Below are 26,287 nucleotides of genomic sequence, written 5' to 3' on the forward strand. Positions count from 1 at the left end.
CCCGTTTGGTCATAAACTGCTCAGACGGGAATAGTTCCTTTAATTGTTTAAATGCTTAACTTAATGACATTGGGTAAACCAGACTCTTACTCTTTAAAAACAAATTCTAGTTGAATTTCAGGTGAGATAGCACTAAATAAATTTTGATAGTAGTTTTTGGCTGACTCTTTTATGTCTTCCTGATAATCTGCTAGAAACGTTTCTTGTTCTGCTGACTGAAATTCATCTGTGATAAGTTGGGCAGTATCGATTTCTTCTGTCGCAAAACTCAGTATCTCACCACTCTTATCATATAAGGTATAAGGCTCTTCTGCATCGAATTCCAATCCAATGACTTTAAAGGCTGGAAGGGTAATTTTGTACCGATTTTCAGAAAGATGTTCAATGGATACAGGACTTTTGATACCAAATTTTGCCTTGTACTTGATAATTAAGAGGGCTGATTTTTCTGAGAAGGGCATTTCTTGACCAAATAAGACCGTGTAGTTTTTAGCGGTCACAATTTTCTGGACAGCTGTATTTAGAAATACTAGTTCATTGACTTGCTCGACAGACTCAATAGCCGCATGGACACTCACTTCCTGCTGATTACTCTTTTCACCAGAAATGTAGCCGTATCCCCATACACCACACAATAACAGAAGGAAAGACAGAACAAGCCATAGATAGACTTTTATATTTAAAAATAATTTGATAATTTTCATAAAATTTACCTCCCCTACAGTATAGCAAAAAGACTGCCTTACAGGCCTCGATTAGTACCAACCAGTCAGCTGGTGAAGCCAGTCCTCAAAGGTAGGAAAGACTTTCATGGCAAGGACTATCAGTACTAAGATAGTGAACAAAATAAGGAATTTCTTTTTCATTCTAAATACCTAATCAATCCAGGCTCTGAAGACTTCTTCATCGGAAATGGTATCCGAAATGAAGCTGCCGTTGCTAGTGCGTTCAGACAGGCTGAGCTGGGTCACATCAACCTCATAGAGTTTGCCCGTTTTGGACTGCACGTGAAGGATTTGGCTAGTCGTTTCATCTTCATTTGCTGTGCTAAAGAGGTCAAAATCACCCTGGTCCGTCAAGACTGGACCCGCCGCAAAGACACGGTGAGGCTTAGCCTTGAGTTCGCGAAGCACCTGCAAACCACGCTTGGCACGGCTGGTCACAGGGATTTCCTCCGTAGCCATCCGCTTAAGGCTACCACGCTGGGTCAGAAGATAGACAGAGCTCGTGTTGCTGATAAAGGCCGCAGCCACCACATCCCCATCCTTGAGGTTGACCGCCTTGACACCGGCCGCCTTGGCACCGATGATTGGCACTTCTTCGATGTTAAATCGCAGAGCGTAGCCCTTTTCTGTGATGAGCATGATGTCATCCAAGACCACAGGCGATACAGTTATGACCACATCCTCTGCATCTTTGAGTTTGGCATACTTGGTTGACTTGGACTTGTAAGTCCGCCATGGAGTAAATTCCTTCCGCTCTACACGTTTGATTTGACCGTATTTAGTCACCGCGAAATAAGTGCCCTCTTCAAAATTCTCAACCAGTTCAGCGAAGATAACCTCTTCATTGGTGTCAAAGTTCATCAGGGTCTGGCTCAGGTGTTCACCAATGTCTTTCCAACGAATATCTGTCAGTTCATGGACAGGTCGGTAGATGACATTTCCAAGATTGGTAAAGAGCAAGAGGTGCTGGGTTGTCTTGGCATTCTGCAAGAAAATCAACTGGTCATCCTCTCGTTTGCCCATTTCTTCAAGGGTTGAGGCATTGAAAGAACGAGGACTGGTCCGTTTGATATAGCCTGCCTTGGTCACGCTGACAAAGGTTTCTTCTTCGACAATCAAGCTGGCGGTGTCAATCTCAATCGCTTCTGCCTGATCCTGCAATTCACTCAAACGAGGATTGCCAAACTGCTTCTTAACCTCACGCAGTTCTTTCTTCATCAGATTGAACATGGTCCGCTCATCGCCGATAATGGCTGCCAAGGTCTGAATCTGCTCGCGTAGGGCTGCTTCTTCGTTTTCCAAAGTCACAATATCGGTATTGGTCAAGCGGTAGAGTTGCAAGGTCACGATAGCTTCTGCCTGTTCCTCGCTAAACTCATAGCTGACTTTCAAGTTTTCCTTAGCATCGGCCTTATTTTCAGAAGCACGAATAAGGGCAATAACCTCGTCCAAAATGGAAATAACACGAATCAAGCCTTCTACGATATGGAGGCGTTTTTCAGCTTTTTCCTTGTCAAACTTAGAACGGGCAATGATAATCTCACGGCGGTGGGCAATGTAGCTAGACAAAATCTTCTGCAAGCCAACCTGACGCGGTGTGAAGTTATCAATAGCCACCATGTTGAAGTTATAATTGATTTGCAGGTCGGTGTACTTGTAAAGATAGTTGAGAATGGTTTGCTCATCGCTGTCTTTTTTCAGCTCAATGGCAATCCGCAGACCTGTCCGGTCTGACTCATCACGCACCTCAGCAATGCCAGGCACCTTGTTGTTGACACGGACATCATCAATCTTCTTAACCAGAACAGCCTTGTTGACTTCATAAGGAATCTCGGTAATGACAATCTGTTTCTTACCAGCTTTCAGTTGTTCGATTTCACAACGACTGCGGACTACGACACGGCCCTTACCAGTCTCATAGGCTTTCTTGATTTCGTCAGCCCCTTGAATAATGGCACCTGTTGGGAAGTCTGGCCCAGGCAAGAACTCCATCAGCTTTTCTAACTTAGCAGTCGGATGGTCAATCATATAGACAACAGCATCAATGACCTCAGCCAAATTATGTGGCGGGATGTCAGTCGCGTACCCAGCTGAAATTCCTGTCGCTCCATTAACCAAGAGATTAGGGAAGGCAGCTGGTAGCACAGTGGGTTCTTTTTCCGTATCATCAAAATTCCAAGCAAATGGCACCGTCTTTTTCTCGATGTCAGCCAAGAGATAGCCAGCCATTTCCGATAGACGAGCCTCGGTGTAACGCATAGCCGCAGGCGGATCGCCGTCCATGGAACCGTTATTTCCATGCATCTCCACCAAAATCTCGCGGTTTTTCCAGTCCTGACTCATGCGGACCATGGCATCATAAATAGAGAAATCACCGTGCGGGTGGAAATTCCCCATGATATTACCGACTGACTTGGCAGACTTACGATAGCCCTTGTCAAAGGTGTTGCCGTCCTTATTCATAGAATAAAGAATCCGACGTTGCACGGGCTTTAGACCGTCACGAATGTCCGGCAATGCCCGCTCCTGAATAATGTATTTGGAGTAGCGACCAAAACGCTCTCCCATAATGTCCTCAAGGGACATGTTTTGAATGTTAGACATAAATTAAGATACAAAGCCCGTAAAAGACAAAGTCAAAATAGGAAATCAGCAGAAAATCCTGATTTTCAAGACGATTTATCTTTTTGACACAGTCTTTAGGGCGTGTTCAGTTGTTTCTACTAACTGAACATTCCTTTCTTTGTTTCTTGACGGAAAGTTTATCTTTCTTTTTTACTTTTTTTGATAATCGCCTTAGGTAGTGGGGACGGAAGAGACCTCCTGCGGAGTTCCATTCCTAAGTTAGAAGCCAAAGTCTTCCAACTTCCCTGAAGCTAATAACCTTGTTATTAGCTTCTTTCACTACGGCGGCGATTATCCTTTTTGGGCTCGCTCACGCTCGCTTGCATGCCGTAGCAAAATGTTAATGCTGAGCCATAATTTTTATAACTTCTCTAAAAGAGGCGAGAAATCACTAGCAAAATTATCCTCATTTATAAACTGAAATTCTTTATAAATATCATTCAACACCTCTAGTATGTCATTCAAATAATCAATATCGTATTTAGTATCCGTATTAAACATGGTATCAATTTCACGTACCAGGGTATCCAAATTAGATTTTTTGCTTAGATATAGACACTCAAATCCTTGATAATTATCAATTTTTCTAAATTTGGCTAATTGTTCTGATAAAAGGCTTATTTTATTTATGTATCCTCGTCCTTCAAATTCTTCATATTGCAATTTGAGATATTCTATAAATTTTAATGCACTCAAAAAATCAATATCATCTGTATGATTATTTGCATGTGCGAACTCATGTCTGGCATTCAATAGCTCAATGTAAGCATTCTTATAATTTTCACAGCTAGCAGGTAGAAATAGTTTAAATTCCGAGGAGTAGACTTTTATTTCTTTTTTTATTCTGTCAAGTGTTGGAGTAATCGGAAAATTTTCTATCGGCATCTGCTTTAAAATAAATTTATCCTTTGCAGTCTTTCTCTCTTCTTCAAATTCAATTTCTAAAATTGAATAGATAGAATATTTAAGTAACTGTTCAGACAAAGAATAGATTGCGACAACCAAAGAACTCTCCAAAGTCTTAGTTAGGTTTTGTGAAATCTGAATGAGCGGATTACCTGCCAGCTGTTTTAATTGGTTATAACCGCTTAACATTTCTTCAATTTGATTAACCCTATTTTGATAAGAAAATACATTATTCACCATATCTCACAACCTCTTTTGTCGCTTGAATTTTCTTGTCTGTCCATTCAACCAAGTCTTTAATTACCAGTTTTTCAATAACTTTGATGAAGTCGGACATGAAGGTATAATCAGGTCGATTGTTTTGGGTAGGAATTTGAAATTCCATATCGTATGTTTGTGATGCCCTAAGTTTATGTCCAAAATCATACTTACCAAGCAACTGTTTCTCAATAATTGTTTTCAAATACAATAAAGATTTCGGTTGAGTATTTTCTGAGTTCCAAAATACACCAGTATCATCACCAGCTCCAAATTCATACCCTCGATAAAATGTATTTCCAAAAATATCAATTGTAATTGAATGTTTTGGAAATTTTCTCACATCATTACCAATCTTACCAACTATGCCTGTATTGGTTGTACCAGCCATAACAAAGGGTAAATCACCTTGAATTTGATCATCTTTCTTTAAGCGTCGCCCTTGATGGATTGATGGAAAGAGTGTTCTCATCGAAACTGGAGATGGCGACAATATACCCAAATACTCTACTCTACTCTCAGTATCGGTCAGTTTGGTGAATGTGTCAAGTATTTTCTCATCATTTTTTGTAAGGTGATAATCTTTAAGTCCAGTTACTGTTAGGTAAGCCTCGAGCGTCTCGATGCGTTCAGCCTCGAGCGCCTTTATGTAGTTTTCAATATATTGAAAATCAATTTTACCATTTTTTATCGGCAATATAAAGTACGATGATAAAAAAGTTTCATCAACATCTCGTACAAGCCCAGATAGCAATTTTGGCTTTAATTTATTTAGTAAAGTTTGGAAGTAAAAAACATAGTGTCGTGTCATTGATATTAAAGGGATTACCTTGCGAACAAACTGCCCTGCATACCAAGGTTTATTGCGATAGAAAAAATCCATTTGTAACAGACCTAAGCTCCACACACCTGCATCATTAACATTTTCTTGGTTGACAAATCCTGTTGACTGTAAAATACCCTGATTTTGAGAAGTTCGTGTAACATAATCATATCCATCACCCTCTGTAAGCATATCCTTATTAAAACTAAGTGTGTTTTCAATTTTAAACAACTTAGAAACAGGATACTCCCGCCACTCTCCCCCTGCCTCTTCAAACTCTTTGTCTAGTTTGGCTAGGCGAGGGCTTAGGGCTTTTTTGTAGCGTCTTCCCCTTTTTGCTGGAGGAGTTGGGTCACTTCCCAAGAAAGGTAGTCAGCAACGGTCTTTTTGAAATCCTCTAAGGTTGGCTTAGTATCAATGACTTGGTGTTGCTCAAAATTCCAATCATTACCATTTAGACTGATAAAATCCTCTATATAGACAGCATCCAAATCCCAGTCCGCCTCAACTTTAGCCCGACTACCTGCCTTGTAAATCTTGATGATATCTTGATAACGTTGAACAGGGCTATCTACTTCTGAAATACCACGTTTAGCGCGCTTGTAGCCATCATTTCTGAAGTCAATGAATTTGACAGGGCGTTCTACATCGTGAGGGGTCTTAGCTTCAAAAATATAAATAGAGGTCTGCACTCCTGCCATTGGCACGAAAAGATCTACTGGCATCTTGATTGAAGCAAGCATGGTATGCTTTCTAAGAATAGATTGGGCTGTCTTTGTAGCTTTACCAGAGCCTGCTGAATCTTGGATGATAATCGCACCTAAGCCACCTTTTTCCATCTTCTCAAGACCATGTTCTAAGAAAGGTAGCCCGTTTTCATCGTAAGAAAAAGGTGGATTCAACAAAAGACGGTCAGCCTTAAAGTTTTCAAAAAGACTTTCTGGGCGGTTAAAGGCTGAACCTTTCTCAATACGACTCGAACCATCACCGCGTAAAATCATGTTGGTCGCAGCCAAGGTAAACATCTCTGCATTTAGCTCAACACCGAGAAGATTGTTTTTCTTGAGTGCATCAATAGCTTCATTTGCGGCCGTGGTCGCCTTACCAAAGATAGCATTAGCATCATCTATCATCAATTCCATTGCAGAAATCAGGAAACCTGCAGAACCTGTCGCCAAGTCCATAACTTTGTTATCTTTTTTAATCGCTAAAATCTGTGACATCATCTTAGTCACATAAGGCGGCGTTAAGACAATCCCAATTTCCTTACCATCTCCAAGGGCATACTTGAGAAACTCAGAGTACATTTCCCCCATAATATCAATATGGCCACCTAAACCGTCAATAGCTTTGAAAATGTATTCATAGATAAAGGTGAAAATTTGTTTGGTCACACTTGCCTGACCATCAATCAACTTGGCAACTTCTTTATCAAGGTCTGTCTTTTCGTCACGCTGAGCATCTTTTGAAATTTCCTTGAAAGAAGAAATCATCAAGTCACGCTTGGTTTTCTCAATCCCTCTGTTTTCTAGGAAATTTGAAATATGCGTTACAATCAATTCGCCATCATGCTTGTCCTTGACTTGCTTTCCTAATAAATTGTCAGGAACTAAACCGTCATCTAACTTTATTTTTTCACCATTTGGAGTAAGCATTTCGATATCTTGCATGGCCAAAAGCATACCAGATACATAAAGAACTCGTTGTGGAGCAGTAATATTGTGATTGTGCATCAAGCGATTGAGTTTCTTGGCATAACTTTGCAAGACAGCTTGACTATCAATTAAAATCTGATGTTTTTCTTCTTCTGTCAGAACAGCATTTTTATAGAAAGTTTCAAAACTTTTTTCATTTTCAAGAAAATCAAGCGATTGAACAGCGGTCAATTCTTTATAAGCATTCAATGCCGAACCGAAAACGTAGTAAACTTTGAATACAACATTTTCTTCATTGTCACCAGCAACGCCAATCGCAAAGACTTCACTGTATTTCCCAGAAGCAATCATGTTCCGAGCATAGTAAAGAGAACCATTCACTGCGTAAGCAGAAACTGAACTATCATCTTGTTTAATACCGTCTTTATTTTCAGCAAGTAATTTTTTTGCTGAGAATTTATTTTCAAAGATAACAGGGCGACTATATTTTTCTACATGAAAGTCTGGTTTACCAAAATTAGCTTTAGACTCCGTTTTCGCAGACCCCCTCAGAGCCTCTTTCATATAGGAGCTCATACCTGATTCTTCATTGTAGTCTTGCAACTTTCGTAATCCAATACGGTCTAACTGACCTTTTACCCAGTCATTAACATCTGACTCTAATTTCCACTCCATTTTTTACCCCACAAACTTCCTTTTATACTTAATATGACTAGCAATATTGCCTTCTACATCCTTCTCATCCCACAGTTGCAATTCCCACGGATAATAAAAATTACTCTTATTTTTAAAATAGATATGAATGCCGACATAGTCGTCCTTATCTCGCAGGTACCAGTTTTTCAGTCCATATTTTTCCTGCCAGTTATCCAGACGCTCCATGACCTCCGCGATTTCCTCAGAAGTCAAAATCATACGAGCACCGAAAATATCATTGAGAATGGAGTTGACAGGATAGCCCTCGCTTCTCTCCTTAAAACGCTCAATCTTATCCAAAATCGATTCTGATGTTTTGACACGATAAAAATAGGCAATATCCTTGACATCTGCACGCATCAAATAGTCATTGATAGCCTCGTGTAAGTTGAGCCGATAGGTCAGAATAGGCTGAGTAGGTACCTTGGCAAAGGTATGCTTAAGATTGACTTTTTCAACCTTACCTGTTTCAAAATAATCCTTTGAATACTCCAGATGAATACGGTTAATTTCACTGATTAATCGTTCAACTTTCTCTAACATCTTCTTTCTCCTTTTGAAAATAGCAGAGCTACTCTTCTAGCTTGTGCTGGCTTGCTTGCCAGTCACGGAAGTCGCTTAAGTCTGACTTGATGAGTTTTAAGCAGGTACCAAGAACAAAGGCATCGTCAAGTAGACCTGCTCCAAGGATGAAATCTGGTAAGGCATCAATAGGACTGAAAAAATAAATCAAAGCACCTATAATTGCGAGGATTGTCCCTTTGGGTAACTTATTGTAATCTCTACGGATATAGCTTCGCACCATGGAAATCAAGCCTGGAATAGCCGCAAACTTATCTCCACCAAACGGCAAACGTGCCAATTTCTTCTCGATATCTTGCAGAAAATGTTCCAATTTCCCTTGGTCTGACAGTAATACCTCTGCCCGTTCTCTTGTCTTGGACGATTTCCAAGATTCAAGCGCCTGGTCAAACTTTTCTTCCAATTCCTGTTTGTTTTTAAATGGCTTGCGCTTTCGAGCCCATTCCGTCAACTGTTTTTGAAAACGGTCAGTTAATTTTACTCTTAATGGCATAAAACACCTCACATCATTTGCTTATGCTAAATTTACAAATCCTCAGTACGATAAAGGTTATAGCCCTCATAGTAATAAGAATGGTCGATGCCTTTGAAATATGTTGCTTGATCAAGGTTCTCTGTTAATGCCTTCAATAATAAATATTTAAGCTCGCCTGTTGATACATGACTTCTAATCATCGCATTGAAATAGTCATCTTTATCAATACTATTCCAATCAACCACCTTGCCCAAACTATCCCGTAGCATACAATCCAACCAGATACGCATACTGCGTCCATTTCCTTCTCGGAAGGGATGTGCAATGTTCATATCCGCATATTTTTCAACGATTTCGTCAAAGGTTTCATGAGGTAGCTTGTCAATAAAGGCCAAAGACTGCTCAAGAAAGATTCGTGGAGCAAATTGAAAATTATCTTTGGCAATGTTGACATCGCGAATTTTCCCTGCAAAGTCATAAATATCCTTAAATAAAGCCTGATGAATGTGTGCCAAACCTGCAAAAGTCCCAACTTCTATCTGGAACAGTTGACTAGTTTCGAACAAGAGGGCTGCTTTTTTCTTGCTGATTTGTTCTTCAAGACGGGCTAATTCAGCCGCATTTTCAATCCCCAATTTATTTTCTAAAACCATATGGCACCTCAACTTCCCTGAGATTATTTGGTAAAAGCTGTCGCTTCCTCCAATGTAAACTTGACATTGTCCTCTATCCACTTGCGGCGTGGCTCGACCTTGTCGCCCATGAGGACGGATACACGGCGTTCAGCACGGGCCAGGTCTTCAATGGTGACACGAATAAGGGTACGAGTTTCAGGGTTCATGGTTGTTTCCCAGAGCTGATCGGCATTCATCTCACCAAGACCCTTGTAGCGTTGGAGGATAAAACCCTTGCCAAAGTCCTTGCGGAGATCTTCTAATTCCCCGTCAGACCAAGCATAAGCAATCTTTTCTGTCTTGCCCTTGCCTTTTGACATCTTGTAGAGGGGTGGAAGGGCAATGTAAACCCGTCCTGCTTCTACCAATGGTCGCATATAGCGATAGAAGAAAGTCAGCAAGAGAGTCTGAATGTGGGCACCGTCGGTATCCGCATCGGTCATGATAATAATCTTGTCATAGTTGACATCTTCGATCGTGAAATCTGATCCAACACCTGCACCGATGGTGTAAATCATGGTGTTGATTTCTTCATTTTTAAGAATGTCCGCCATTTTTGCCTTGGCAGTGTTAATCACCTTACCTCGCAAGGGTAGAATGGCTTGAAACTTGCGGTCACGGCCCTGTTTGGCAGAGCCTCCGGCCGAATCTCCCTCGACCAGATAGAGTTCGTTTTTGGCTGGATTTTTAGACTGGGCTGGGGTTAATTTTCCTGATAGGAGGCCCTTGTCCTTCTTGTTTTTCTTACCATTTCGGGATTCGTCACGCGCCTTACGCGCAGCCTCGCGGGCGTCACGCGCCTTAATAGCCTTACGGACTAGATTAGATGCTAACTCGCCATTTTCCAATAGGAAGAAGGTTAGCTTATCCGATACAATCCCGTCCACCACAGGACGAGCAAGTGGACTTCCCAGCTTGTCCTTGGTCTGCCCTTCAAACTGCAAATGCTCTTCTGGGACAAGGATAGAGAGGACTGCAGACAGACCCTCGCGGTAGTCAGAGCCTTCCAAGTTCTTGTCCTTTTCCTTGAGCAAGTTGGTCTTGCGGGCATAGTCGTTCATGGCCTTGGTAATGGCTAGTTTGAGACCTGTTTCGTGGGTACCGCCGTCCTTGGTCCGAACGTTGTTAACGAAAGACAGGATATTGTCTGAATAACCGTCATTGTACTGCATGGCCACTTGGACTTGGAAACCTGCATCTTCTCCTTCAAAATAGAGGACAGGTGTCAGAGTTTCCTTATCTTCGTTGAGGTAAGATACAAAGTCCTGGACACCATTTTCATAGTGATACTCTTCCTGCTCACCAGTCCGCTCATCTGTCAGGGTCATGGTGACTTGTTTGAGCAAGAAGGCTGATTCTTTCAGGCGTTCGGCAATGGTGTTGAACTTGAAATCAATCGTTGAGAAGATGGTATCGTCAGGCATAAAGGTAACTTTTGTACCTGTTTTTGATTTTGGAGCGGTGCCAATCTTCTCTAAAGTCGTGACTGGCTTTCCGCCCTGCTCAAATCGTTGCTTGTAAACAGCTCCGTCACGGGAAATCTCAACTTCCAACCAGCTAGACAGGGCATTGACCACCGAAGAACCAACCCCGTGGAGACCTCCTGAGGTCTTGTAGCCGCCCTGACCGAACTTACCACCTGCGTGGAGAACGGTGAAGATGACTTCGACGGTTGGCTTGCCTGTAGCGTGCATACCGACAGGCATCCCACGTCCACAGTCAGACACAGAGAGGCTGCCGTCCTTGTTAATGGTCACATCAATCCGATCACCGAAACCAGACAGGGCTTCATCGACAGCGTTATCGACAATCTCCCAGACCATGTGGTGCAAGCCATTTCCATCTGTTGATCCGATGTACATACCAGGGCGTTTGCGAACGGCATCCAGCCCTTCCAACACCTGAATGGCATCATCATTATAGTTATTTATGTTAATCTCTTTCTTAGTCAAAATTGACCTCCATACTTGTCATCCTTACTATATTACAAGTTTTTCAGCATTTTTGCAAAATTTTTCTGTTTCCTATCGGCTGAGACAGCTTACAAAATATGATTTTGGACTAAATTAGAAGAAAATATGCTATAATGAAAACATGTTAGTCAATCTTATTTTACTATTTATTGCATATTTATTGGGATCTATCCCGTCAGGACTTTGGATAGGTCAAACTTTTTTCAATATCAACATTCGTGAACATGGTTCGGGAAATACTGGAACAACCAACACATTCCGTATTTTAGGTCCAAAGGCTGGTACGATTGTATTTGTAATTGATTTTCTCAAGGGAACTTTGGCAGCCTTGCTTCCGCTGATCTTTCATGCCCAAGGAATTTCTCCGATTGTATTTGGGTTAATGGCTGTACTGGGGCACACTTTCCCTATCTTTGCCCAATTCAAAGGTGGAAAGGCGGTTGCAACATCTGCTGGTATGTTAATGGGATTTGCTCCTGCCTTCTGCCTCTATCTCGTTCTAATCTTTGCTAGCTCACTATACTTGACATCCATGGTTTCCTTCTCTAGCGTCTTAGCAGCAGCCTTAGCCATCTTAGGAGCTCTGCTATTTCCAGCAATAGGAATCATCCTACCAAGCTACGACTGGCTCTTTACAGTGATTATCGTATTTCTTGGCAGTTTTGTCATCATCCGTCACAAGGAAAATATCCAGCGGATTTTGAAAAAAGAAGAAAATCTTGTCCCATTTGGACTCAATCTAACCAAACAGAAAAAGCGAGCTTAGTACTCGCTTTTAGTTTACCTTGACTTCGACCACTTCTATTCTCTCCCCACCAAGCAAAATCAAATGGCAGTCTACACGATCTATCTTGTAGGCTTTTTTCAATGCCTCGGTATAGAGTTGCATTTGAGCTTGGTAACGTTGGCTGAGTTGGCTTGGTTGGTCATATTTGTCTGTCTTGTAATCAAAGAGGACAATATGATCATCATATAGTAGGTAGCCATCGATAATCCCACGAAGGACAAAGTTTTCCTGAGATACAGAATCAGTCTGCAAACTTGCAAATGGAGCTTCTCGGTGGAGTTTGTCCGTATTGGCTAGAATTTCTCTTCCTAAGTCTGTATCAAAGAAATCTAAAATCATATGAACATTGATTTTATCTTTAACCGCTTGCTCAGTATGAACAGCATCTAGGGCTTCTCTTACCGTATCTTCTGTCACCAACCAAGACAAGTCCAAACGTTGCATGAGTTCATGGACTGCTGAACCAACTTGGGCTCCAGTGATTTTTGGTTTCTTGGAAAAATCTGGCAAGTTGAAGGTCCGTTTTGGCTGGTATTTTTCCATAACTTCCATGCCTTCTTGTTCCAAAATAGGCTCATAGAGTTTCTTGATTTGACTTGGAGTCCGTAAACTTGGCAATTCAATGGCAGCCTTATAGCGTTCGTTCAACTCTTGAACAGAAGACAACTGGTCCAAGGCCTGGGCGATGTCTTCTGATTGACGAATATCTTTAAGGCTGGCATCTTCTAGTTTACTCTTCAATGTAAGTTTACCAATCTTCTCCTCTGTCAAATCCTCATCCGTCACAAAGACTTTCTTGAAGTGCAAGTCATCTCCTGAGAAGGCCTCATCAATGGCTAGAATCCAGTCTTGGAAGGTCGCCATACTTTCACGAGTTGATTGGGCAAGTACGCCATCTTCCTTCTTACCATCGTATTTTTCAGCTAACTTGTCAGCATTACCCTTTCCAACCAGATACAGCTTCTTCTCGGCACGCGTTAGTGCGACATAGAGCAACCGCATTTGTTCTGAAAGATTGGCAATTTTTAGCTCTTGGAGATTATTTTGATAAGGAAAGGTGTTCATTAAGACTCGCACCTGAGGCAATGGGCTACTTACCTTATCTTTCATATCCGCTAAATATTGAATACCTAGACCATTTTTCCGGCTGATAATGACTGACCGGTAATGGTCTTCCAAGTTGAATCGCTTATCGATGTTCATGAGGAAGACATATTTGAACTCCAGACCTTTTGACTTGTGAATAGTCATAAGCTGTACAGCATTTTGCGGTAGAAACTCTTGTACATCTGCCAAATCCTTGTCATTTGCTAAGGCACGGTCAATCATGGCGATGAAGCGGGACAAGCCCTTGTAGCCTGTTTTTTCAAACTGGTTGGCACGCAGACCTAGTGCATATAGATTGGCCTGACGCTTGCTGCCATTTGGAAGAGCACCGACATAGTCATAGTAGAATTTTTCATTGAAAATCTTCCAAATCAGGTCATAAATAGAATGCAATTTGGCATAGGCACGCCAGTTTTCCAAAATAGACAAGAAATCCTTGATTTTCTTCTTCAACTCTCCTGACATCAGTTCAGGATGTTGCCCACTTGCTTGCTGGGCTATTTCCATTTTCTGGTAAAAGAAACCTGTCCCAGCCTGCAAGGAAATCCGTGTCAGCTCATCCTCATCGAATCGGAACATAGGCGATTTTAGAAGGGCAACCAAGGCATAGTCATTGAGTGGATTATTGATAACCCGCAAGGTATCCAGCATGATCATGACTTCTAAAGATTGCAGATAGGAGGCTGCTCCGCCATCTGTCACAATTGGAATCCCATGTTTTTCAAAAATGGACATAATGAGGTCATTGTGCGTCCGCTTTTGTACCAAGAGAGTGATGTCCTTGAAGTCAGCTCCTTCTTCATTGTGAAGACGAATAATCTCTTTTACAACGACCTCAATTTCACCAGCAGTCAGAGTTGTTTCTTCCTCAGCATCCGTTGAAGAATGTGCGCTCTCCTGCTGGTCGTAAATCAAATATTCCATCTCATGCTTGGGCTGGGCAATTTTTTGACCAGGACTACCAGCCACTAGACTGTGGGTGTCGTCATACTTGATTTCTCCTACTTGACGGTCCATCAGGCGCGTGAAAATAGCATTTGTTGCCTCCAAGACCTCAATCTGACTACGGAAGTTTTCCTTGAGCAAAATCAATTTTCCGGCTTCTTGATTTGCCTGATACAGTTCAAATTTCTCTTGAAAAATCATCGGATCCGCCTGACGGAATCGATAAATGGACTGCTTAATATCGCCCACCATAAAGCGGTTGTGACCGTTAGACAGCAGGTCCAGCATTCGCTCTTGGCTATGGTTGTTATCCTGGTACTCGTCCACCATGACTTCGTGGTATTTTTCTTGGAAAAACTGGCGAATGTCCGCATTTTCTTCTAAAATACGAATAGCGAAATGCCCAATATCGCCAAATTCAAAGGCTGCTTCCTTGATTTTGACATCCAGATAAACCTGCGAAAAATCCAAGACAAAGTCACGTAATAATACAAGCAGTGGCAAAGCTTGAACCTGATAATCTTTCAGCAGGGTCAATTCATAAACTTCCTGACCCAAATCTCGTAGTCCTGAGATAATCTGGCTCTTGCCAGTATTGTATTCTTCTTTAAAGGCTATCAAATGCTCATCTTTTGGTCGATTGGTATTTGTCAAACCTTTACCTCTAGACTGGTCATTGATGAGAAGAATTCTTTCAACCCGATCCATCAAGTCCTTCTGGTCCAGACTATCTAAACCTGTCAACAAATCCAAGACTTCTTCCACATTGGCAAAATACTTGGCGGAACCAAAGTCATTTCTGCCCCATTCCACATGGTAGCGGAAGAAATCTGTAGCTTGATAGAGCTGGTCTAGAACTTTTTCCTTAAATCCTTGCTCTAAGATCTGCTCTATACACTCCTGACTGTACAAATCAGCTTGAACAGCCTGCTCTTTCAGCCATTTAGTTGGACTGCTCGTCGATTGGCTAAAATCATGCACCTGATAAACAACCTGACGAAAACCACTATTATCCTTGCGGTTGCCCGAAAAATTGCGAACCAGTTTGCGGAATGCACCATTTTCATCCTCTTCAAGATAATCTGCAAAGAGCTGATCAAAAACCTCTTTTTTCAGACTCGCTTTTTCTGTCTCATCCTGTAAAATCCGAAACTGCGGAGAAATACCAAGGCTATAACCATAGGTTGTGACCAGTTTCTGCGTAAAGGAGTCCATGGTCCCAATATCCGCTTTAGTCAAATCCGCCAACTGGGCAGACAAATGCCGGCGCAATTCCATATCGGTCGTCTCCGCAATGGTTTCATTGAGATTTTTCTCTATCCGCTCCTTCAATTCACCAGCCGCTTTGACTGTAAAGGTCGAGATAAAGAGCTGGTCGATTCCCACACCACGCTTCAACTTATCCAAAATCCGTTGAACCATAACGAAGGTCTTTCCTGACCCAGCCGATGCAGAGACCAGAACATTCTGACCGTGCGTGTAGATGGCTTCAATCTGCTCAGGTGTGCGTTTTTGTTGCTTATCAGAATTGGCTTCCGCCAGCTGCACAGCCTTGATTTCTTCCGCGCTTAAAAATTGTTCAAAAGCCATTAGTCCTGACCTCCTTTCATTCGTTCCATCCAATCTTGACGCTTGGCCTCTTTTACCAACCGCCGCGCCATGCCCATGTGCCGATCCGCCTCAAAACCAGTGATTGCCTTCAGCTGCTCACCTGCCACCGAACGCTCATCTTTGGTATAAGGGTTAATAGCAAAGCGACCATCCAGGATGTCCTTTGCAGCTTGTTGGTAGAGTTTTTGGTTGTGGTTCAATAAAACCGCAAACTCATCTTCCGTGTAGAGTTGGTTACGAGTCTGATAAAAATGATTGAGCCCCAGACTTTCCTCCTTCAAGAAAAGCCCCTTGTAAACCAAGCTCGTATTGGCAGCTCCTTCTAGCTGTTCTAAATTCTTCGTGTCTTTTAATTTGATAATCGGATCCTGCAAATGCAAATACATAGCTCCAAAAACAGGTTTATCCTTGGTTTCATCCAGCTCTTGTAAGGCTGCCAAGTAGGTCACCAACTGAGGTTTGAGACCATTGTAAAAATCCCCAACTGAAAAAGATTGGTCGCTGGACTTGTAATCCACAACACCGACAGCCTGATTGATTTGTAAGGTATCCAAGCGGTCAATGGTACCATTTACATGTACACTCTTGCCATTTTGAAGGTCAAAAACCAGCGCCTTATCCTGACGAAAACTCTTTTCCTGACCATCAATTTCCACCAAATCATTATCCCGCAAAATAGTCGCACTGGAACGAGCAATCTTATCCAGCACCTCCTCCGTATAACGAGCATCCGCATCTTGGTTATAAAACATAGCAAATTCTGCCTCGTCACGCGTACGCAGGATTGCCTTGTCCACTTTTTGATCAAAATCTAGCTCAGATTGGTCCATGACCACTCGTTCAAAAATCCGATGCAAGAACAAACCATGCTGAAAGGCAGTCGGATGGATGGATTCCTGTTCCCGCAAGCGAAGAACATTACGGACAAAGTAAAGATATTGGTTATTGTAGAAATTGGTCAAGCTGGATGCAGAAAGATTGAGCGGCTTATCCTCTGGATATAAAGCAGCCAAGGTTTCATCTGAAAGTTGTTTAGAAGTAATTTCGCCAGTAATGGTCGGAATTTCAATGCCTTGCGACTCCAATTTCTTCTTCAAATGGTGAACCAAGACTGTCCAGAAGGCCCTCTGCCCTTTCCACTCCTCTGTTTCAAGGCTTGGTCTTTCCGACTCAATCAAACGGGATAAGAGACTCTTGTAGTGACCGATGTCTTGTGGACTAAGTGTTTTAATCCGACCACGTTCTTCGGATTTCAACCCCATTTTTTGGAGAATCTTGATATAAGGGGAGAGACTATCTTCGCCTTCATTATAAATCTGAGGAGTAGAAATAACTAACTGTTCCGTCGCAGCATTAAGCAGAGACATCATGGCAGCGTGGTTCTTCTTGATATTCTCTCGGCTGACCAAATCGAAACGTGAAGAACTAGCCGAGACAAGATTGACTTTTTCCATCTCTTCTTCTGTCAATAGACTGGTATTCTTAGCAACTTTTGGAAAATTGGACTGGCCCATTCCGATAGCATAAACATACTTAGCAGTGTGCGGCTCGATCAAATCATAGGATTTGATATTGACTACATCAACCGTTGCTGGAACGGTACGATAGTGACTAGCCTGCATGCCAGCCTGTAAAATAGCCAAAAAATCATCCATTTTCAATTTTTCTTTTCCGAAAATCTGATGAAAATTCTCTAGAATATGGGTAAAACTTTTCCAGACCTGTTCTTCTTTTTCTTGCTCTACTTCACTCAAATTTCGAGACATATTTTCCATATTTTTAGGAAGCTCAATTGCCTCCAAAAATGCCATAAACTTCTCAAGCAAGGCCGTTCCAGATTGTGGCCCAGCCTTAAACAGCTGGTTCAAAGGTTCCATAATCTTAGCACGTAGGGGTTCCAAGACGTTCAAATCATAGACAAGTCGCTTCTCCTTGATAGTCTCAACATCGTAGTCCGCTCTGCCATTGACCGAAAAAGCCCTCGAAAAAGCAGCCTGCCCCTTCATATCCGTAAAGAGGATGTAAGACTCAAATAGGTCCAGCTCCTTTTGGGAAATGCTGGCGTACAAACCAGATTTGAGGAGGTTGAGCAAGTCTTCCGCTCGGAAACGATAGCGGCGCAAGCGCTCCAAGGACTCCACAAAATGGACCAAGGGATGATGACTCATCTCCTCTGCCTTGCCGAAATAGTAAGGAATATCATACTTGTCAAAAATCTTGCCAATCTGCAACTTGTAGCTATCCACATCACCCAAGAGCAACAAGATCTCTTTATAGCGAGCCCCTTGATGCACATGCTGGCGAATTGCAGTCGCTACCTGCTCAACTTCTTCTTTTTGGTTGACGACTTCCCAGAGTTGGATTTTTTTCTTGTCTTCTTCAGTAAGCTCTATCATGGTACCGCTGTAATCGTAAACGGATTCCATATTCTTTGAAAATTTACCAATACTGTCCAAGACTGGCTCTTGACCAATATATGTAGCCTTGGTCTGGAACTGTGCTGATAACTGGCGCAAAAAGTCAACGTTGGCTTGATAAACGTTCCCTTCAATATAGGTGGCTTGCACAGCTTTCTTACTGGCATATACACCAATCAGGATTTCCGACACCCGTTCATTTAAAGCACTTACTAAAGCTTCTTCTTCTGCCGAAAAACGAGAAAATCCGTCTACCACCAGCACAATGTTCTTCAACTGCTCATCCAACTGACCAGTTTCCACCAAGCTCGTCAGCTGTGCTAACTTAGACTGATGCTCAAAGCCTTCTTTGGACAAAATGCTTGTTACAGCCAGAAAAATCTTCACCAAATCAACCTGCTTATCTGGTGACTCCATAGCTTCCAAATCCAAAATAGACATATTTGCCCGTTGCAATTCTTTGTATAAAGCAACTAGCTGGTTAATGAACCCAAAATCTGTCTGTAAACGACCATAGACTTTCAAGTCGCCGTCTTCAAATTGCGATAGAACACGAAAGAAAATCATAGCCAGACCAACATCATCCAGCGGTTGACCTGTTTCTTTCTTATCAATCATCAAATAGCGAGCGAGTTGCCCAAAACGGGTCACGATAATATCAAAAGTTGCCTGTTCAGGCAGGTATTCCAAGACCTTGCGTTCCATCTCAAAGGATAGAGAGTTAGGAGCAATGTAAAAAACTCGCTTACCTTCCTTAGCAAATTCTGCTGCGGTATCCGTTAAATACTGCGTCAGAGGATTGCGAATATCTGTATAAACTAATTTCATATCAAATTCTCATGCTTTCGTTGAATATACTATGTCTAGTATATCAAAATTCAAACAAAAAAAATGGTCCAATGGACCATTTTTTCAGAAAGGTAATTCTTTATATTTTAATTATTTTCTTTTTCCTTTGCCAATCGTTCTCTTTCTAAACGAAATTTTCGATTAGGATTAAGTGTATTAAAAAGTTCTTCTAATTTCTCAGCATTCCATACATCGGCTGCTGAGACAAAATTTCCATCCTTATCCTTGAAGGATATTGGTTTATCGCCCATATAAACCTCCAACTATTTTATAGACTGTATACAAACGATCATTAACTGAATGAAATTAGTAAGGTAGCTAGCCAAGGTCCCCCTAGGACTTGGCGTAGTTTGACTAGCAAGTTAACTTGCAGTCAAACTGCTTACCTCGCTTTCGAATTTTTAGGCTCGGGCTGAGACAGTCTAGCTCCAGACTGTCTCAGTCCACAAACTCAAATTCGAACTTGCCGATGCGAACTGTGTCACCATCTTTGGCTCCACGGGCACGGAGGGCTTCATCGACACCCATGCCACGCAACTGGCGAGCAAATTTCATGACAGATTCGTCACGATCAAAGTTAGTCATGGTGAAGAGTTTTTCTAGTTTGTCACCAGATAGAACCCAGCTTGCGTCATCTGCACGGCTGATGTCAAATTCTGGCTCATCTGGGTTAAAGCCATAGTAAGCCTCCTCTTCTTGGAAATCTGATTCCTCGTAGAGCAAGAATTCAGGCGTTTTCTCTAGCAACTCAGCTGTGGCTTCCAAAAGATTTTCCAAACCTTGGTAAGCAATCCCTGAGATTGGGAAAATCTGTGGCAGTTCGTCAAACTCGTCGTAGTTGGCTGCTAATTTCTTCTTGAACTCTTCCAGATTTTCTGCCGCTTCTGGCATATCCATTTTGTTGGCAACGATAATCTGAGGACGCTCCATGAGGCGAAGATTGTAGGTTTCCAATTCATTGTTGATGGCTACGTAATCTTCATAAGGATCACGACCTTCACTTGCTGACATGTCCAAAACATGCAAGATAACACGTGTCCGCTCGATGTGACGAAGGAATTGCGTTCCCAATCCAACACCTTGACTAGCACCCTCAATCAAACCTGGTAAGTCTGCCACAGCAAATGACTCGCCAGATTTGGTCCGAACCATTCCCAAATTTGGCACAATGGTTGTAAAATGGTAGGCACCAATTTTAGGTTTAGCTGCTGTAATAACACTGAGAAGCGTTGATTTTCCAACTGATGGGAAACCTACAAGACCTACATCAGCCAACACTTTCAATTCTAATTCAAGATTGCGCTCCTCACCTGGTTCTCCATTTTCAGAAATCTCAGGCGCTGGATTCTTAGGTGTCGCAAAACGAATATTTCCACGACCACCACGACCACCGTGGGCAATGACAAATTCTTGACCATTTTCAACCAAGTCGGTGATGACCTTGCCAGTATCCGCATCACGAACAGTTGTCCCCTGTGGTACTCGAACAATCAGGTCTTCCGCACCACGACCATGCATGCCTTTGGTCATCCCTTTTTCGCCATCGTCAGCTTTAAAACGACGGTTGTAACGGAAGTCCATGAGAGTACGCAAGCCTTCATCTACAACAAAAACAACGTCTCCGCCACGGCCACCATCACCGCCCCAAGGACCGCCATTAGGTACATACTTTTCACGGCGGAAGGCGACCATCCCATCGCCTCCCTTACCTGCCTTGACCTTAATCTTGGCGGTATCTAAAAACATACTCATAATTTACCCTATTCTTTCCTAGAAAAAAACGCTTAAAAGCGTTTTAGACCTGTATTCACAAGCGAAGTGCTTATATATAAGAAATCGTTTTTAGCCAATCAAGGTAGTTTTTTCAAAATACTGACTGTATTTTCTTAAAAAAACTAACGATGAGTGCTTAAAAACTAGCCTTAGTATAGAAGTGCTGAACAGTGAATACAGATTCTTAATTCATCAATGCATTAATGGCTGGTAAAATCAAGCCAGCTAATGTCACGACAACCATCACGACAACAATTACTAAAGTTACTTTTTCAAATGTTGTTTTCTTGTGTTTTTCTTCGCCGAACGCCATTGCTTTCTCCTTAATCAGTCATTGATAATTCATTTTACCATAAATTAGTAGAGCTTTCAAATCTCATCTCTACCTACCAGAAGACAAGATTTACCAGATTATCTTAAAAGGACTGCTTTCCAGCTTCTGACTAGAAAGACAGTCCTCGTGCTTTTCAGAAATATTAGGCAATTAACCAGATACCAAACGTTTTACTTTTAATCCAACTCCAACAATCATAAGTAAACCACAAATGTAATAAGCAACAGGCAATTCGATTATACGACTCCAGAATTCTTCTCCTAGAGCCAGAATGGGTAAGCAATAAAAATACAATGTAACCATAAAAGTCATGATAAAAACAATCAGCTGAATATTTTTATTAGCTTGATAATTAATAAAAAAGAAAGCTAAAAAGATTAGAATAGAGGACAGGGAAAACAAGTTTTGGCTGAAATACCGCCAACCTGACACAAGGATAACAGAATAACTTTCACTGTCCGTAGTATATGCAAACGGCAGTAGCATACACAATATGAACAATAGTCCAACTGCATGAGTGATATATCTTTGCATAGCCTTTACCTACCCCTCTATTTGATAGCATCATTTTATTAGTAATAAATTGTAGCTTATCAAGCGCTTTATATGTATATTATAATATATATCACCGAGATTATAAAGTATTTCGATGTATTTTTATTAGATTTTTGGATATTATTACACCGTTTGGTTTTACTTCAACTTCTCCTTGACCAACTCCGCCACCTTATACGGCACACCTGCTTCTGCGATTTCTTGTAGACTGGCCGACTGGATATTGCCAATGGACTTGAAATGCTTCATCAAAGCCTGCTTGCGTTTTGGTCCCAAGCCTTCTATGCCGTCCAATTTAGATGAGAAGGAATTTTTTGACCGAACCTGACGATGAAACTCAATAGCAAAGCGGTGAACTTCATCTTGAATCCGATGCAGGAGGAAAAATTCCTGAGAATTACGAGGCAACTCGACCACCTCTAGCGGATTGCCAAAGAGCAATTCGTGGGTCTGGTGCTTGTCATTCTTCTGCAAACCTGCAATGGGAATGGACATGCCCAACTCCTGCTCGATGACCTGCTTGGCGACATTGACCTGCCCCTGACCACCGTCAATAATAATCAAATCAGGCGGTGTCAAACCGTCCCGCAGTACCCGACTGTACCGCCGCTGCAAAACTTCACGCATGGAAGCATAGTCATCTGGCCCCTCCACCGTCTTAATTTTATACTTGCGGTATTCTTTTTTATTAGGCACCCCATTTTCAAAGACCACCATGGCCGACACAGGACTGGTCCCCATGATGTTGGAGTTATCAAAAGCCTCAATCCGCACAGGCGTCGGAATCCCCAGCAACTGACCGATATTCTCCACCGCACCGTAGGTCTTCTCCAGATTTTTCTCCAAAAGATTAAACTTCTGCTCCAGACTGACACGCGCATTCTTGGTCGCCAAATTGATAAGTTGCTTCTTCTCGCCACGCTGAGGCTTGATGACCTTGGTATCTACTAGAGCTTCTACGGCTTCTTGGTCAATATCCTGCGGTATCAAGACCTCTGACGGAATCAAATGTTGCTGGTCCCTGTAAAACTGACCGATGTAGGTCAAAAAGTCTTCGTCCGCATCGTTATAATATGGAAAAAGATTGACATTCCGCTCAATCAGTTTCCCCTGCCGAACAAAGAAAACCTGCACACACATCCAGCCCTTGTCTACGTAGTAGCCAAAGACATCTCGATTTTGCAAGTCGTGAGCCATCACTCGTTGCTTGGTCCGTAGGGTTGAAATAGATTGCAGGACATCACGATATTCCGCAGCCTTTTCAAATTCCAAATTGCCAGCAGCCGCCTTCATCTTGTCCTGAACTTCCTTGACAATCTTATCATCATGACCTGTCAAGAACTGGGCAACTTCCTTGGCCATCTTGTCATAGTCAGACAGGCTGGGCATATTTTCTCCATGTGCCAAACATTGCCCCAAATGATAATAAAGACAATACTTGTTCTCAGGCAATTTACACTTGCGGAAAGGATAGAGGCGCTCCAATAGTTTGAGGGTCTGGTTGGCCGCACCCACATCTGGATAGGGACCAAAATACTGACCGCCATCCTTCTTAATCTGCCGTGTAATCATCAACCGTGGATGACGTTCCTTGGTAATCTTGATGAAGGGATAGGACTTATCGTCCTTGAGCATGATGTTATAACGAGGCTTGTTCTCCTGAATCAGATTGATTTCCAACAAGAGTGCCTCGATATTGGAATCCGTCACGATAAATTCAAAATCCGCAATCTCTGACACCAAGGCCTCTGTCTTGGTATCATGGGCACCACGAAAATAAGACCGCACCCGATTACGCAGGTTTTTGGCCTTACCCACATAGATAATCTTTCCGTACTTGTTTTTATGGAGGTAGCAACCCGGACTGTCCGGAAGCAGCTCCAACTTGTGCTTGATTAAATCGTTCATAGGTCTATTATAGCAAATTTTCTGATAATCGAGCTTATTGCATTCCTTTTTACACTCGACTTCTTGGAATATATCCACATCCATACTACAAAAATATTGATAGAAACTATTGCTTTTGTACTAATTAAGCAGTATAATAAATGTAATTAATTGTATATATTATTCGAAGGACATTTGGAATACGGCTTGGACTACTTAGCAAGCCCCTACTTTTAGTTCACGAATAACAAGGAGGTTACTATGATACAATTTGACCATATCACAAAAACATACGGCGAAACAATCGCACTTGATGACCTAAATTTGACAATTGAAAGTGGCGAGATTTTCGGTTTAATTGGTCACAATGGGGCAGGAAAAACAACGACAATCAGTCTATTGACTTCGATAATCGAAGCCAGTTATGGAACTATCTCTGTTGATGGTTTAAACCTAGAGGAGAACCGCGATGAAGTCAAGAAACGGATAGCCTATGTTCCAGATTCGCCAGACATCTTCCTACACTTAACAGCATTTGAATACTGGCACTTTATGGGCAAGGTCTATGGTGTACAAAAGGATACAGTTGATGACCGTATCGCTAAACTCTCTAGTCTATTTGATATGACAGCGCGCCAGCATGAGCCTATTGATAGTTTTTCACACGGTATGCGTCAGAAAACCATTATTATTGGTGCATTAATCCCTAACCCTGATATTTGGATTTTGGATGAACCCCTAACTGGACTGGATCCTCAGGCCTCTTTCGACCTAAAACAAATGATGAAAGAACATGCTCAATCTGGTCACACCGTTCTATTTTCTACACACGTCCTTTCAGTGGCTGAACAACTCTGTGACCGCATTGCTATTCTCCGAAAAGGGCAACTCATTTTCGTAGGAAGTCTTGATGAACTCAAATCACAGTATCCAGATAAAGATTTGGAGACCATCTATTTGGAATTAGCTGGGCGCCAACAAGTGAAGGCAGGTGAGGAAGTATGAGTAAATCCATCATTTGGGAACTAGTAAAGATTAATATTCTTTATTCCAACCCTCAACTTCTAGCTTCCGTCAAGAAGAAACAAAGTAAGCGCAAAGACGCCTCCTTTTCAGCCTATAAAAGTGTCCTCTTGCAACAAGTATTTATGGTTTTGAGTTTCGGACTTCTCTATTCTGTCTTTTTCATGGGAGTAGATTATAGTCAGTCTATCGGTTTCTTTTCTCTGCAACTAGCGCTCTTTACCATTATTGCCATTGTCTACGGTTTTACAGGTTTCTTCTCCGTTTTCTACGATAGTAAGGATACAAAGTTGTATTTAGCACTTCCCCTGAAGCCACAAGAAGTCTTCCTCGCTAAAATCCTCTCTGCACAAGGGATGGTCCTACCCTTCCTCATGCCGTGTCTGTCTTTACTTCTAATCACTTACTGGCAAATTGGCGGTCCGCTCCTCGCCTTAGCTTCCATTCCTTCCTTTTTGATTCTCTGGATTTTAGTAAATTTAGTCAATCTGATTATCATGCACTTTGTTGGGGAAGTTCTGACAAAAAGCCCTCGTAAAACATTGATTTCTACAATCCTGATGACAGGTTCTTCCTTGCTGGCTTTTGCTGCGCTCATGTTCCTGCAATCTCAGCAGACCGTTTCACTCGAATCCGGTGGCTTTGTTGATTTTCCTATCATACCCATATTTGCTGGATTCCATTACCTGGTCAGCCATACTATATCACTAGAAACACTCCTTCATTTTGGACTTCCTCTCATTTTGATGTTTGGACTTATTGTGTTTGCGTTTAAAACTGTCATTCCCAACTACTTTAATCAAGTTTTGGCGATTGAAAATGCTTCGACAAAACGGACCAATAATGCTAAGTCTGCCAAGATTCCTAGCAATCTCAATCAGGCTTTAGTGAAACACCACCTATCTACTCTTAAAGATAGCAACCTCATGGTCCAAACCATGATACAACCAATCATCATGGGAGTGGCGCTTTTTCCAAGTTTTAGCCGTTTCACGGAAAATGGTGGTCTAAGTTCAGTTGGATGGGATTTCTTTGGTATTGCTCTATTAGCTGGATTCTTGCTTGGCAGTCTATTTGCTGGTTCTACAACCTTCATCGGAGTGGCCATGTCATTGGAGAAGGAAAATTATCATTTCATTCGAACGCTTCCTATTAGTTTCAAAAAATTTATCATCCAAAAATTCTGGGTATTGGCTGCGGTACAATTCGCGCTACCAACTCTACTTTACTTTGCTTTGGCTCTAGGTTTCATGAAAGTCAAACTCATTCTAGCAGTCTTCTTTACAGTAGGCATCATCATTTCAGCCCTGCTAACTGGTCAAATTTATTACTGGCGTGACCAACGACTCCTCATGCTCAACTGGCAAAATAGTAACCAGTTATTTGGTCGCGGAGCGGGGCAATGGTTAATCGCTGGATCGATCATAGGAACAATGTTTCTCGGAGCCATTATTCTAGTTGTCAGCATCATATTAGCTGGCACTATTGGCGCAGCTTATGTAAGCTCAGCCTTGATGACCTTACTATTTGTTCTATCTGCTGCTCTTCAACTTTATATCTACAAAGCTTATTGGCAAAAACTAAAATAGATTGGACGTTGTCCAATC

19 protein-coding genes are annotated in these 26,287 nt (G+C 41.9%); 3 read left to right on the forward strand and 16 right to left on the reverse strand.

What is annotated here, in order from left to right; all coding sequences use genetic code 11:
• Positions 1-86 precede the first annotated feature (86 nt).
• From SST111_RS06630 to parE, 9 genes are all read right to left on the reverse strand, one after another.
• Positions 87-704, reverse strand: coding sequence for a DUF4230 domain-containing protein (locus tag SST111_RS06630; protein ID WP_099810432.1), 618 nt, complete (start codon positions 702-704; stop codon positions 87-89).
• Positions 705-875: 171 nt separating this feature from the next.
• Positions 876-3,329, reverse strand: coding sequence for a DNA topoisomerase IV subunit A (parC, locus tag SST111_RS06635; RefSeq protein WP_099810433.1), 2,454 nt, complete (start codon positions 3,327-3,329; stop codon positions 876-878).
• A gap of 381 nt (positions 3,330-3,710) precedes the next feature.
• Complete coding sequence (locus SST111_RS06640; protein WP_033875477.1) at positions 3,711-4,496, reverse strand: hypothetical protein; 786 nt, start codon at positions 4,494-4,496, stop codon at positions 3,711-3,713.
• Complete coding sequence (locus SST111_RS06645; protein ID WP_099810434.1) at positions 4,486-5,700, reverse strand: restriction endonuclease subunit S; 1,215 nt, start codon at positions 5,698-5,700, stop codon at positions 4,486-4,488. The genes SST111_RS06640 and SST111_RS06645 overlap by 11 nt, the downstream gene beginning before the upstream one ends.
• Positions 5,643-7,667: an HsdM family class I SAM-dependent methyltransferase gene (locus SST111_RS06650; RefSeq protein ID WP_099810435.1), complete on the reverse strand. Its 2,025-nt coding sequence runs from the start codon at positions 7,665-7,667 to the stop codon at positions 5,643-5,645. The genes SST111_RS06645 and SST111_RS06650 overlap by 58 nt, the downstream gene beginning before the upstream one ends.
• 3 nt (positions 7,668-7,670) lie before the next feature.
• The gene (locus SST111_RS06655; RefSeq protein WP_099810436.1) at positions 7,671-8,231 is read right to left on the reverse strand and encodes a GTP pyrophosphokinase; all 561 of its coding nucleotides are present in this window, start codon (positions 8,229-8,231) and stop codon (positions 7,671-7,673) included.
• A gap of 28 nt (positions 8,232-8,259) precedes the next feature.
• Positions 8,260-8,763, reverse strand: coding sequence for a YkvA family protein (locus SST111_RS06660; protein ID WP_099810437.1), 504 nt, complete (start codon positions 8,761-8,763; stop codon positions 8,260-8,262).
• Between the two features lie 32 nt (positions 8,764-8,795).
• Entirely contained in the window at positions 8,796-9,398 is a 603-nt protein-coding gene (fic, locus tag SST111_RS06665; protein WP_099810438.1) for a protein adenylyltransferase Fic, read from the reverse strand.
• 23 nt (positions 9,399-9,421) lie between these two features.
• Entirely contained in the window at positions 9,422-11,371 is a 1,950-nt protein-coding gene (gene parE / locus SST111_RS06670; RefSeq protein ID WP_099810439.1) for a DNA topoisomerase IV subunit B, read from the reverse strand.
• A gap of 142 nt (positions 11,372-11,513) precedes the next feature.
• On the opposite strand from parE, the gene plsY reads away from it, so the two are divergent.
• Positions 11,514-12,158 carry a glycerol-3-phosphate 1-O-acyltransferase PlsY gene (plsY, locus tag SST111_RS06675; protein WP_099810440.1) on the forward strand — a complete coding sequence of 215 codons (645 nt, stop codon included), beginning with the start codon at positions 11,514-11,516 and terminating at the stop codon, positions 12,156-12,158.
• Between the two features lie 9 nt (positions 12,159-12,167).
• Here plsY and addA read toward each other — a convergent pair whose 3' ends face one another.
• The 7 genes from addA to uvrC form a co-directional block, all read right to left on the reverse strand.
• Positions 12,168-15,821 (reverse strand): helicase-exonuclease AddAB subunit AddA, encoded by a 3,654-nt coding sequence (gene addA, locus SST111_RS06680; protein WP_180274034.1) that lies wholly within the window; start codon positions 15,819-15,821, stop codon positions 12,168-12,170.
• Positions 15,821-19,087: an ATP-dependent nuclease subunit B gene (gene rexB / locus SST111_RS06685; protein WP_099810442.1), complete on the reverse strand. Its 3,267-nt coding sequence runs from the start codon at positions 19,085-19,087 to the stop codon at positions 15,821-15,823. Before rexB ends, addA begins: the two co-directional genes overlap by 1 nt.
• Before the next feature lie 107 nt (positions 19,088-19,194).
• Positions 19,195-19,359 (reverse strand): hypothetical protein, encoded by a 165-nt coding sequence (locus SST111_RS06690; protein WP_014638044.1) that lies wholly within the window; start codon positions 19,357-19,359, stop codon positions 19,195-19,197.
• 187 nt (positions 19,360-19,546) lie between these two features.
• A complete protein-coding gene (gene obgE, locus SST111_RS06695; protein WP_099810443.1) occupies positions 19,547-20,860 on the reverse strand; it encodes a GTPase ObgE in 1,314 nt (437 codons plus the stop codon).
• Positions 20,861-21,065: 205 nt separating this feature from the next.
• Positions 21,066-21,194 carry a DUF4044 domain-containing protein gene (locus SST111_RS06700; RefSeq protein ID WP_002943675.1) on the reverse strand — a complete coding sequence of 43 codons (129 nt, stop codon included), beginning with the start codon at positions 21,192-21,194 and terminating at the stop codon, positions 21,066-21,068.
• A gap of 171 nt (positions 21,195-21,365) precedes the next feature.
• The gene (locus tag SST111_RS06705; RefSeq protein ID WP_099810444.1) at positions 21,366-21,749 is read right to left on the reverse strand and encodes a hypothetical protein; all 384 of its coding nucleotides are present in this window, start codon (positions 21,747-21,749) and stop codon (positions 21,366-21,368) included.
• Positions 21,750-21,908: 159 nt separating this feature from the next.
• Positions 21,909-23,678 (reverse strand): excinuclease ABC subunit UvrC, encoded by a 1,770-nt coding sequence (gene uvrC, locus SST111_RS06710; protein WP_099810445.1) that lies wholly within the window; start codon positions 23,676-23,678, stop codon positions 21,909-21,911.
• A gap of 240 nt (positions 23,679-23,918) precedes the next feature.
• Here uvrC and SST111_RS06715 point away from each other — a divergent pair, with 240 nt between their 5' ends.
• Together SST111_RS06715 and SST111_RS06720 are read left to right on the forward strand one after the other, a co-directional pair.
• Positions 23,919-24,662: an ABC transporter ATP-binding protein gene (locus SST111_RS06715; protein ID WP_024376507.1), complete on the forward strand. Its 744-nt coding sequence runs from the start codon at positions 23,919-23,921 to the stop codon at positions 24,660-24,662.
• Complete coding sequence (locus SST111_RS06720; RefSeq protein WP_044751742.1) at positions 24,659-26,269, forward strand: hypothetical protein; 1,611 nt, start codon at positions 24,659-24,661, stop codon at positions 26,267-26,269. The genes SST111_RS06715 and SST111_RS06720 overlap by 4 nt, the downstream gene beginning before the upstream one ends.
• The last annotated feature ends 18 nt before the right edge of the window (positions 26,270-26,287 follow it).

Source organism: Streptococcus suis YS161 (assembly GCF_002760245.1).
GTDB classification, from domain to species: Bacteria; Bacillota; Bacilli; order Lactobacillales; family Streptococcaceae; genus Streptococcus; species Streptococcus suis_I.

Excerpts from the sequence above, each read along its gene's own strand:
- SST111_RS06630 (WP_099810432.1), bottom strand. The coding sequence starts at position 704 with ATGAAAATTATCAAATTATTTTTAAATATAAAAGTCTATCTATGGCTT.
- parC (WP_099810433.1), bottom strand. The coding sequence starts at position 3,329 with ATGTCTAACATTCAAAACATGTCCCTTGAGGACATTATGGGAGAGCGT.
- SST111_RS06640 (WP_033875477.1), bottom strand. The coding sequence starts at position 4,496 with ATGGTGAATAATGTATTTTCTTATCAAAATAGGGTTAATCAAATTGAA.
- SST111_RS06650 (WP_099810435.1), bottom strand. The coding sequence starts at position 7,667 with ATGGAGTGGAAATTAGAGTCAGATGTTAATGACTGGGTAAAAGGTCAG.
- SST111_RS06655 (WP_099810436.1), bottom strand. The coding sequence starts at position 8,231 with ATGTTAGAGAAAGTTGAACGATTAATCAGTGAAATTAACCGTATTCAT.
- SST111_RS06660 (WP_099810437.1), bottom strand. The coding sequence starts at position 8,763 with ATGCCATTAAGAGTAAAATTAACTGACCGTTTTCAAAAACAGTTGACG.
- fic (WP_099810438.1), bottom strand. The coding sequence starts at position 9,398 with ATGGTTTTAGAAAATAAATTGGGGATTGAAAATGCGGCTGAATTAGCC.
- plsY (WP_099810440.1), top strand. The coding sequence starts at position 11,514 with ATGTTAGTCAATCTTATTTTACTATTTATTGCATATTTATTGGGATCT.
- addA (WP_180274034.1), bottom strand. The coding sequence starts at position 15,821 with ATGGCTTTTGAACAATTTTTAAGCGCGGAAGAAATCAAGGCTGTGCAG.
- rexB (WP_099810442.1), bottom strand. The coding sequence starts at position 19,087 with ATGAAATTAGTTTATACAGATATTCGCAATCCTCTGACGCAGTATTTA.
- SST111_RS06690 (WP_014638044.1), bottom strand. The coding sequence starts at position 19,359 with ATGGGCGATAAACCAATATCCTTCAAGGATAAGGATGGAAATTTTGTC.
- obgE (WP_099810443.1), bottom strand. The coding sequence starts at position 20,860 with ATGAGTATGTTTTTAGATACCGCCAAGATTAAGGTCAAGGCAGGTAAG.
- SST111_RS06700 (WP_002943675.1), bottom strand. The coding sequence starts at position 21,194 with ATGGCGTTCGGCGAAGAAAAACACAAGAAAACAACATTTGAAAAAGTA.
- SST111_RS06705 (WP_099810444.1), bottom strand. The coding sequence starts at position 21,749 with ATGCAAAGATATATCACTCATGCAGTTGGACTATTGTTCATATTGTGT.
- uvrC (WP_099810445.1), bottom strand. The coding sequence starts at position 23,678 with ATGAACGATTTAATCAAGCACAAGTTGGAGCTGCTTCCGGACAGTCCG.
- SST111_RS06715 (WP_024376507.1), top strand. The coding sequence starts at position 23,919 with ATGATACAATTTGACCATATCACAAAAACATACGGCGAAACAATCGCA.
- SST111_RS06720 (WP_044751742.1), top strand. The coding sequence starts at position 24,659 with ATGAGTAAATCCATCATTTGGGAACTAGTAAAGATTAATATTCTTTAT.